This window comes from Clostridia bacterium (genome assembly GCA_017554615.1).
In the GTDB taxonomy this organism is placed as follows: Bacteria; Bacillota; Clostridia; order UMGS1840; family HGM11507; genus SIG450.
Window position 1 is genome coordinate 1 of record JAFZHY010000001.1, and the last position, 9,083, is coordinate 9,083.

The 9,083-nt window shown below is 33.0% G+C and carries 11 protein-coding genes and 1 rRNA gene; all 12 read left to right on the forward strand.

From position 1 onward, the window contains the following. Positions 1-12 precede the first annotated feature (12 nt). Positions 13-129 (forward strand): 5S ribosomal RNA (gene rrf, locus IKZ35_00005). Between the two features lie 683 nt (positions 130-812). Then, positions 813-1,046 (forward strand): hypothetical protein, encoded by a 234-nt coding sequence (locus tag IKZ35_00010; GenBank protein MBR4892349.1) that lies wholly within the window; start codon positions 813-815, stop codon positions 1,044-1,046. Between the two features lie 217 nt (positions 1,047-1,263). Next, the gene (locus IKZ35_00015; protein MBR4892350.1) at positions 1,264-2,145 is read left to right on the forward strand and encodes a VIT1/CCC1 transporter family protein; all 882 of its coding nucleotides are present in this window, start codon (positions 1,264-1,266) and stop codon (positions 2,143-2,145) included. A gap of 16 nt (positions 2,146-2,161) precedes the next feature. Next, positions 2,162-2,809 (forward strand): HAD family phosphatase, encoded by a 648-nt coding sequence (locus IKZ35_00020; protein ID MBR4892351.1) that lies wholly within the window; start codon positions 2,162-2,164, stop codon positions 2,807-2,809. A gap of 84 nt (positions 2,810-2,893) precedes the next feature. After that, positions 2,894-4,045, forward strand: coding sequence for a cysteine desulfurase (locus IKZ35_00025; GenBank protein MBR4892352.1), 1,152 nt, complete (start codon positions 2,894-2,896; stop codon positions 4,043-4,045). After that, a complete protein-coding gene (thiI, locus tag IKZ35_00030) occupies positions 4,046-5,239 on the forward strand; it encodes a tRNA 4-thiouridine(8) synthase ThiI (protein ID MBR4892353.1) in 1,194 nt (397 codons plus the stop codon). A gap of 1 nt (position 5,240) precedes the next feature. Continuing rightward, complete coding sequence (locus IKZ35_00035) at positions 5,241-6,482, forward strand: competence/damage-inducible protein A (protein MBR4892354.1); 1,242 nt, start codon at positions 5,241-5,243, stop codon at positions 6,480-6,482. Between the two features lie 18 nt (positions 6,483-6,500). Then, on the forward strand, positions 6,501-7,517 hold the full coding sequence (recA, locus tag IKZ35_00040; GenBank protein ID MBR4892355.1) for a recombinase RecA: 1,017 nt from the start codon (positions 6,501-6,503) through the stop codon (positions 7,515-7,517). A gap of 177 nt (positions 7,518-7,694) precedes the next feature. Next, entirely contained in the window at positions 7,695-7,844 is a 150-nt protein-coding gene (gene rpmG, locus IKZ35_00045) for a 50S ribosomal protein L33 (GenBank protein ID MBR4892356.1), read from the forward strand. 37 nt (positions 7,845-7,881) lie between these two features. Further along, positions 7,882-8,097 carry a preprotein translocase subunit SecE gene (gene secE / locus IKZ35_00050; protein ID MBR4892357.1) on the forward strand — a complete coding sequence of 72 codons (216 nt, stop codon included), beginning with the start codon at positions 7,882-7,884 and terminating at the stop codon, positions 8,095-8,097. Positions 8,098-8,130: 33 nt separating this feature from the next. Further along, positions 8,131-8,646 carry a transcription termination/antitermination protein NusG gene (nusG, locus tag IKZ35_00055; GenBank protein ID MBR4892358.1) on the forward strand — a complete coding sequence of 172 codons (516 nt, stop codon included), beginning with the start codon at positions 8,131-8,133 and terminating at the stop codon, positions 8,644-8,646. A gap of 120 nt (positions 8,647-8,766) precedes the next feature. Continuing rightward, positions 8,767-9,083, forward strand: a 317-nt coding sequence (gene rplK, locus IKZ35_00060; protein ID MBR4892359.1) for a 50S ribosomal protein L11, incomplete at its 3' end; no start/stop codon positions are given.

Here is a 9,083-nt window from a genome sequence, read left to right on the forward strand (position 1 = left end):
CCTTTAACCATGATCAGTGGTGATTGCCAAAGGGGTCCACCTGTTCCCATTCCGAACACAGAAGTTAAGCCTTTGAACGTCGAAAATACTTGGTGGGAGACCGCCCGGGAAGATAGATAGCCGCTGATCTTTTTTTATTAAAAAAGCCTGAAAATTATCGTCTAACAATAACCATTAAAGTATTATACGAATACGCCTTAAAACCTTTAAAACTGGATTTTTCTTCGTTGTCAATTTCGATATACCTTGTATTATCGAAATCTTTCGCCTTGAAAAATCTTATTTTAAAGGCTTGTAAGGTTCAAAGAATTTTAGAATTAACAAATTTTTAGATAGAATTAGGCAAAAGCCTTGGGAATATTTTTATATTCTCAAGGCTTTTAACAACATAATATCAAAAATTTGTAATTCTAAAACGTATTCGGATAATACTTTAATGGTTATGCTTTTAAATCAAATTGTCTTGCCGTACTATTTATGTACTGTCTGCGACAATTTGCTTTAAATATCCGGTAATTTTCAGGCTTTTTGCAAATAATATGTACTGTCTTCATTCATTTTCATTGAATATTCAATACTTTTTAAGTTTTTTTGCAAATAATATGTACTATCTTCATTCATTTTCATTAAATATTCAATACTTTTTAAGTTTTTTAAATTTTAAGTTAAAAAATCAATTTAAATTATTATACTATTTTATTATTTTTATGTATTATTTTAGCAAATTTTGTCTTTAATATAATATATACTTGTTTTTTAAGATTGATATGATATAATATAGATATAAAAATAATAAAAAAGGAGATGTAATTATGAAAAAGATAATATGCAAAGTTGAATATGACACAGATACAGCTGAACTTATTGCCAAAAATACTGTTGGTCAATTCGGAGATAAAGACGGATATGAAGAATGTCTTTATATGACTAAAGAAGGTAAATACTTCTTATATACTAACGGTGGCGAAGAATCTAAATATACAAAAGAAAGCATTGTTAGAATGTCAGCTGAAAAAGCAGAAGAATGGCGTAAAAACTGCAAATAATTTTTAACGCAGGTTACTCTGGTAATTTTAAATTTTATATGTGTAATATTAAAAAAGATACTCATAGTTTTGAGTATCTTTTTTTAAGTTTTAATAATAGTTTGGAAAATATTGAAAGATTTTTTTTATTATGATATAATAAAATTAAAATTTTATATAATCGGGGAAACCTAAAAAAGACTATACAAAAATATAATTTTTAAATGAGGGTGAAAAAATGGTAAAGAAATTATCAAAAACAAGTGTTGATATTATAAGAAAAATGCAACAGAATGAACTTGATGAGAGCATAATTTACCGTGAAATTGCAAAGTTTGCAAAAGGGGAAGAAAATAAGAAAACACTTCTTCGTCTTTCGGAAGAAGAAAGAAATCATTATGAAATATGGAAAAAGTATACCAAAGAAGAATTAAAACCAAATAAAATAAAGATATTTAAATTTAAATTTTTAGCACGTGTTTTAGGTTTTACTTTTGCTGTTAAACTTATGGAAAACGGGGAAGAATTAGCACAAAAAGAATATGACATAATATTAAGAGAAGTCGAAGAAAGTGCTAAAATAAAGAAACAGGAAGAAGAACACGAAGCCGCACTTCTTAATATGCTTGACGAAGAGAGCCTTCAGTATGTGGGCAGTATGGTGCTTGGGATGAATGATGCATTGGTTGAACTTACAGGCTCACTGGCAGGTTTTACATTTGCCATGCAGAAGACAAGGCTTATAGCATTATCAGGGCTTATAATGGGTATTTCCGCAACCTTTTCTATGGCATCAAGTGAATTTTTAGCAGCAAAGAGCGAGGGAAGAGGAGACGCCCTAAAATCTTGCACATATACAGGGGTTGCATATCTTGTAACAGTTGCACTTTTAATACTTCCATATTTGCTCTTGGATAACAACGCATACCTTACAGCCTTATTTGTTATGTTAGGCATAGTTATACTTATTATTGCAGGTTTTACATACTATATATCAATAGCAAAAGGAGAAAAATTCAAACCTCGTTTTTTAGAGATGACCTTAATCAGCGTAGGCGTTGCAGTTATATCTTTTGTGGTTGGTATATTAGCAAAGAAATTTTTAGGTGTTGACCTATAAAAACTAAGGAGATAAAATGATAGGCGTTATATTTGATATGGACGGAACACTATTTGACACACAAAAAATATGCATCTTAGCTTGGGAATATGCAGGTAATCTTCAGGGGATAAAAGGTGTCGGAGAAAGTATTGTCAATGTTTGCGGAATGAATGAAACAGGGTGGACCAATTATCTTAAAGAAACTTATAAAAACCTTGAAACAGACTCTTTTAAAATTGCAGCAAGAGATTATATAATTAAAAATGGAAAAGTGGAATTTAAAAAAGGTGCAAAAGAACTTATAGCATTTTTAAAAGAGAATAATATTAAAATTGCGATTGCAAGTGGTTCTTCTAAAACAACTGTTTTAAAAAATCTTTCTAAAGTAGGGCTTAATGATGTGTTTGACAGTGTGGTTGGAGGGGATGAAGTTGAAAGGGGAAAGCCTCATCCTGATATATTTTTACTTGCTGCCGAAAAAATCGGTGTAAACCCAGAAGATTGTTTCGTGTTTGAAGATTCAAAACACGGGATAATATCAGGTTCTTGTGCAGGGATGAAATGTATAGGTATTCCTGATATAGTAGAATTTGACGAAGAAACTAAAAAACTTATGTATGCTAAATTATCATCTTTAGACGAAGGTATAGAAATTATAAGAAATTATCTTGATAAAAATTAATATAACAATAAAAAAAGTTGCAGGAATTCTTGCAACTTTTTTATAAAAATGTTATAATAAATAAGTAATGATAGGAGAGAAGTTATGTTTACTTATTTTGATAACAGCGCCACTACAAAAACATTAGAAAAAGTAAATAATGAAATGTTAAAAATGCTAAGCGAAGACTTTGGCAATCCGTCTTCTCTTCATTCTATGGGTTTAAAAGCCGAAAAGAAAATAGAGTATTCAAGAGATATAATAGCCAAAGCGTTAGGGTGCAGTAAGAGTGAAATATATTTTACATCAGGTGGAACTGAATCGAATAACCTTTGTGTTACAGGCTATCTTTTAAGAAATAAACATTCGGGTAAAAAAATTATTACAACAACTATTGAGCATCCCTCAGTTCTAAATCAGTTTGAAGCCTTGAAAGAAAAAGGATATGATGTAAAGTTTATTCCTTTTAGTAAAGATAAAGGTTTTGACTATGATGCTTTAGAAAAAGAAGTAGACTCAAATACTTCTTTGGTAAGCGTTATGCATGTCAATAATGAAACAGGATATATATTTGATATAAAAAGAATAAAAGATATAATAAATAAAAAAAATAAAAATACACTTCTTCATTGCGACTGTGTTCAATCTTTTTTAAAAATTCCTTTTACGGTTAAAGACCTTGGGGCAGACCTTATATCCATAAGTTCCCATAAGGTTAACGGGCCAAAAGGTGTGGGGGCAGTGTATGTTAAAAAGGGGATTCATCTTCTTCCTCTAAGCCTTGGAGGAGGTCAGGAAAACGGTGTAAGAAACGGTACTGAGAATACTGTTGGTATTTACGGTTTTGGCGTTGCTGTTGATGAACATCTTAAAACTTTTAGAGGGGATATTGCAAGAATAAAAGAAATTAAAGATTATCTTTATAATAAATTTCTTACTATGGATAAAGTGAGTATCAATACACCTATGGATAATTCATCCTGCCATATTTTAAATGTGTCTTTTTTAAATATCCGTTCAGAAATTCTTTTGCATACTTTTGAGATTAAGGATATATATGTGTCCAGTGGGTCCGCATGTTCTTCCAATTATTCAGGGAAGAAAAAGGTGCTTGAAATTATGGGATATGATAAATCGGTTTATGACAGTGCAATCCGCTTTAGTTTTGACAGCTTAAATACATTAGAACAGGTAGAGTATGCATTTGGAGTTATTAAAGAAGAGGTTGAACTTTTAAGAAAGAGGTTAAAATTATAGATTATGGAAGTTTTGATTGTTAAATACGGAGAAATCATACTAAAAGGTCTTAATCGCCATTTGTTTGAAGACCGTCTTTTAAAGAATATAAGAAATAAATTAAAGGGTCTTGGCGAATTTAAAATTACAAAATATCAGGCTGCAGTTTATGTTGAAGGGATGATAGACGATTTTGACTATGACGAGGCTACCGTAAGGCTTACAAAAGTTTTTGGAATTTTATATGTATGCCGTGCCACAAAATGCGAAAAAGATATTGAAGCGATTAAAAACGAAGCGCTTAAATGTTATAACGAGGCATATACAACCGGGAAAACTTTTAAAGTAGAAGTGAAAAGACAGGATAAAAAATTTCCTTTAAAATCACCAGAAGTTCAGAAAATACTGGGCGATTATATCTTTTCAAACCACTTTAAAGATGCAAAGGTAGATGTAAAAAATCCTGATATAACAGTTATGGCAGAAATAAGAGATGAAGGTGCTTATGTCTATGGCAAAAAGGTAGCAGGGCCTGGTGGTCTTCCTCTTGGAATAAACGGTAAATGCTCACTGATGTTATCAGGCGGGATAGACAGCCCTGTTGCAGGTTATATGATAGCCAAAAGAGGGGTTGACCTTATGGCAGTTCACTTTCATTCCTATCCGTATACATCTGAAAGAGCCAAAGAAAAGGTTATTACTCTTGCTAAGATTCTTAGTGATTATGCAGGAAGAATTGAACTGTTTGTTGTTCCGTTTACTGATATTCAGCTTTTAATAAACGAAAAAGCACAAAATGATATGCTTGTTCTACTTATGAGAAGAGTAATGATGCGAATTACAGAAAAACTTACCGAACTTCACGGAGCAAAAGCGATTGTTACAGGGGAGAGTCTTGGTCAGGTTGCATCTCAGACAATAGAGAGTATGACAGTTACCAACGATGTTGTAAGTATGCCTGTATTCCGTCCTCTTATTGGTATGGATAAAGAAGAGATAACTAAAATCTCGAGAAAAATAGGAACATTTGAAACATCTATCCAGCCATATGAAGATTGCTGTACAGTGTTTGTTCCAAAACATCCTAAAACAAAACCTCAACTTTCAGAGATTAGAGAAGAAGAGTTAAAACTTGAAGGTATTGACAGTCTTGTTGATGAGGCTATAAGAAATACTGAAAAAATAATTATAAATTATTCAAACGGAGGAAATTAAATTGATTTGTGAAATAATTTCCGTTGGTACAGAAGTAGTAACGGGAGATATAATTGACACTAATGCCCCATACCTTTCAAAAGAATTAGGCTCATTGGGTGTAGATGTTATGTATCGCACAAGCGTTAAGGATGACGATGAAACAATATCGGAAGTTTTAACGATTGCGAAAAAAAGAGCAGATCTTATAATCACAATCGGTGGCTTAGGCCCTACTTATGACGACTTTACCAAAGACGAAGTTGCCAAGGTAAACGGTTTAAAACTTGTCAGGTCCAATGAGTGTGAGAAAAAAATAAGAGAATATTTTGAAAAAACCGGCAGAATGATGACCGAAAATAATTTAAGACAGGCAGATATAATAGAGGGCAGTAAAGAAATAGAAAACGATAATGGCACAGCGCCTGGAATTCTTCTTGAAAAAGATAATAAAATATTTATTTTACTTCCTGGTCCGCCAAATGAGTTAAAGCCTATGTTTGAAAATAAGGTAAAAAATTATCTTAAAGATAAAACAGGCAAAGTTATTTTAGAAAGAACGGTTAAACTTTCAGGTATTGGCGAGTCTTATGTGGAAACTCAGCTTAAAGATATGATAGAAAAAACTTCAAACCCAGTTATAGCGACATATGCAAAAACAGGCGAAGTTCATATTAAACTTACTTCAAGCGGCAAAACAGAAGAAGATGCGAAGAGGGTTATGAAACCTTATCTTGAAAAAGTGATTTTAAGATTTTCAAAATATGTATATGGGTTTGATGATGATACTCTTAATATGAAAGTTGTAGAGTATCTTAAAAAGAAAAAAATGAAGGTTGCTTTTTGTGAATCTTGCACAGGCGGATATATCTCAAAAACTATAACAGATGTTCCCGGAGCATCCGAAGTATTTGATTGCGGAATGGTTACCTATTCTGATGAGATTAAAACCCGTTTTGCAGGAGTATCAAATATAGCCCTTAAAAATCACGGTGCAGTTTCAGAAGAGGTTGCTGCCCAGATGGCAAAAGGTATAAGAACTCTCTCTGGTGCAGATTTCGGTATAAGTGTTACAGGAATTGCAGGTCCGGATGGAGGAACAGAAGAAAAACCTGTGGGGCTTGTATATATGGGCATATCTACTAAAAACACAACAATAACAAAAAAACTTAATTTCAGGGGTAACAGGGAAAAAATAAGGCTTAGTACAGTTAATGCTGTATTATCAACTCTTATAGATTATTTAAAACCTGATATCATATAAAGAAAGAGGGGAATTAAAATGGCTGATGTAGAAAGAAAAAAAGCATTGGATGCAGCGCTTTTGCAAATTGAAAAGCAGTTTGGTAAAGGTGCAATAATGCGTCTTGGGCAAAATGCAAATATGAGTGTTGAGGTTATTCCTACAGGTATTTTATCAGTTGATATTGCAACAGGTGTAGGTGGAGTTCCAAGAGGAAGAATTGTTGAGATTTACGGTCAGGAATCTTCAGGTAAAACAACAGTTGCTCTTCATATTATAGCAGAAACTCAGAGAATGGGTGGAGAAGCGGCATTTATAGATGCTGAACACGCTCTTGACCCTGTATATGCAGAACAGTTAGGTGTTGATATTGATGCTCTGTTGGTTTCTCAGCCTGATAACGGAGAACAGGCATTGGAAATTGCAGAAGCACTTATAAGAAGTAATGCCATTGATATTATAGTTATCGACTCAGTAGCAGCCCTTGTTCCAAAGGACGAAATTGACGGGGAAATGACCGATATCAAAATGGGGCTTCACGCAAGACTTATGTCTAAAGCGATGAGAAAATTAACAAGTGTTATAAGTAAATCGAAAACAACTGCAATATTTATAAACCAGTTAAGAGAAAAAATGTCAACAGGTTTTTCATACGGGCCTACCGAAACTACTACAGGAGGAAAAGCGCTTAAATTTTATGCTTCTATGAGAATGGAAGTTAAAAGAATTGAAGCGATAAAAGATGGTGGCGAATTAAAAGGTAACCGTGTAAAAGTAAAAATGGTTAAAAATAAAGTTTCTCCTCCGTTTAAAGAAGGGGAATTTGACCTTATGTTCGGTCAGGGCGCTTCTAAATCAGGATGCCTTATTGATTATGCAGTAAAAGGGGATATCATTCAGAAAAGCGGTGCCTGGTTTAATTACGGAGACATTAAAATTGGTCAGGGCAGAGAAAATGCCAAAAAGTTTATTGAAGAAAATATTGATATCTATAATGAAATTGAAGAAAAAGTCCGTGCAATGTTTATAGAAAAAGGCGCAGATTTAACAGAATAAATTATAAGTCCCGGTTACAAACCGGGGCTTAAATTTTTGATATGGAAAAATATATAAAAATATTAAAAAAACTATTGACTTAAACATAATGATATGATATACTATCTTTGCCTTAAAGAAAAAGGTCTTTTTTTATTGTGCCTTTTTTGAATAAATTAACCGTTGGAGGTGTAACTAATGAGAGTTAAAATTACATTAGCATGCTCTGAATGTAAACAGAGAAATTACGACAAAATTAAGAACAAAAAGAATACCCCGGACAGAATTGAACTTAACAAATATTGTAAATTCTGTAAGAAACACACACTACACAAGGAAACAAAATAGTTTGTGTTCCATTTTACTGTAAGGAGTGTATAGAATTATGATGAACAAAGCCGGAACCAATAAAAAAGAAAATAAATTGGTTAAATCTATAAGAGGCATAAAATCTGAATTTAAAAAGATTGTTTGGCCTTCTTGGAAACAACTTGTGAATAACACATTGATTGTTATTGCTTTCGTTCTGATTTTCGGTATTATTATAGCACTGCTTGATACCGGATTCAGATTCTCAATTGTACAATGGTTTACAAAGTAATATAGGAGGAGCAGTATTTCACTGTAAGTTGTTATGGAAAATGCTAAATGGTATGTCATTCACACTTATTCAGGATATGAAAATAAGGTGAAAACAAATATAGAAAAAACAGTTGAAAACCGTGAACTTCACGATAAAATTCTGGAAATAAGACTTCCTGAAGAAGATGTTGTAGAAGTTAAAGACGGTGTTCAGAAGGCAACTAGAAGAAAGCTTTTCCCTGGTTATCTGTTTGTTAAAATGGTGATGGATAACGAAACATGGTACATTGTAAGAAACACAAGAGGGGTTACAAGTTTCGTAGGCCCTGGTTCAAAACCTGTTCCTTTATCTGAAGAGGAAATAGCAAATCTTTGCCTTGAAGAACAAATATTTGAACTTGATTTTGCAGTTGGAGACAGTGTTCGTATTACCGACGGTCCTCTTACTGACTTTATCGGAGAAGTTCAGTCTATCGACGAAGAAACTCACAAATTTGTTGTTATGGTTTCAATGTTTGGTAGAGAAACTCCTGTCGAGCTTGAATACGGTCAGGCAGAAGTTATGTAATAATAGTTAAATATGCCGCAAGGCGTGTTTATAGAAGGTGTATTTCCAAGAGGGAAATGCAGTGGGAGGGTTTTTTAATCTACCCGAAATTTACCACAGTTTTTATGGAGGTGTATTACCGTGGCACAGAAAGTTACGGGCTTTATTAAGCTTCAAATCGAAGCAGGAAAAGCAAATCCTGCTCCACCGGTTGGTCCTGCTCTTGGTCAACATGGTGTTAACATTATGCAATTTTGTAAAGAGTTTAATGAAAAAACAAAAAATGATATGGGACTTGTAATTCCTGTTGTAATTACAGTTTACCAGGATAGATCATTTAGTTTTATCACAAAAACTCCACCGGCTGCAGTGCTTCTTAAAAAAGCATGTAAAATTGACAGCGGATCTGGTGTACCTAACAAAACAAAGGTTGCAACAATCTCATCTGAAGAGGTAAG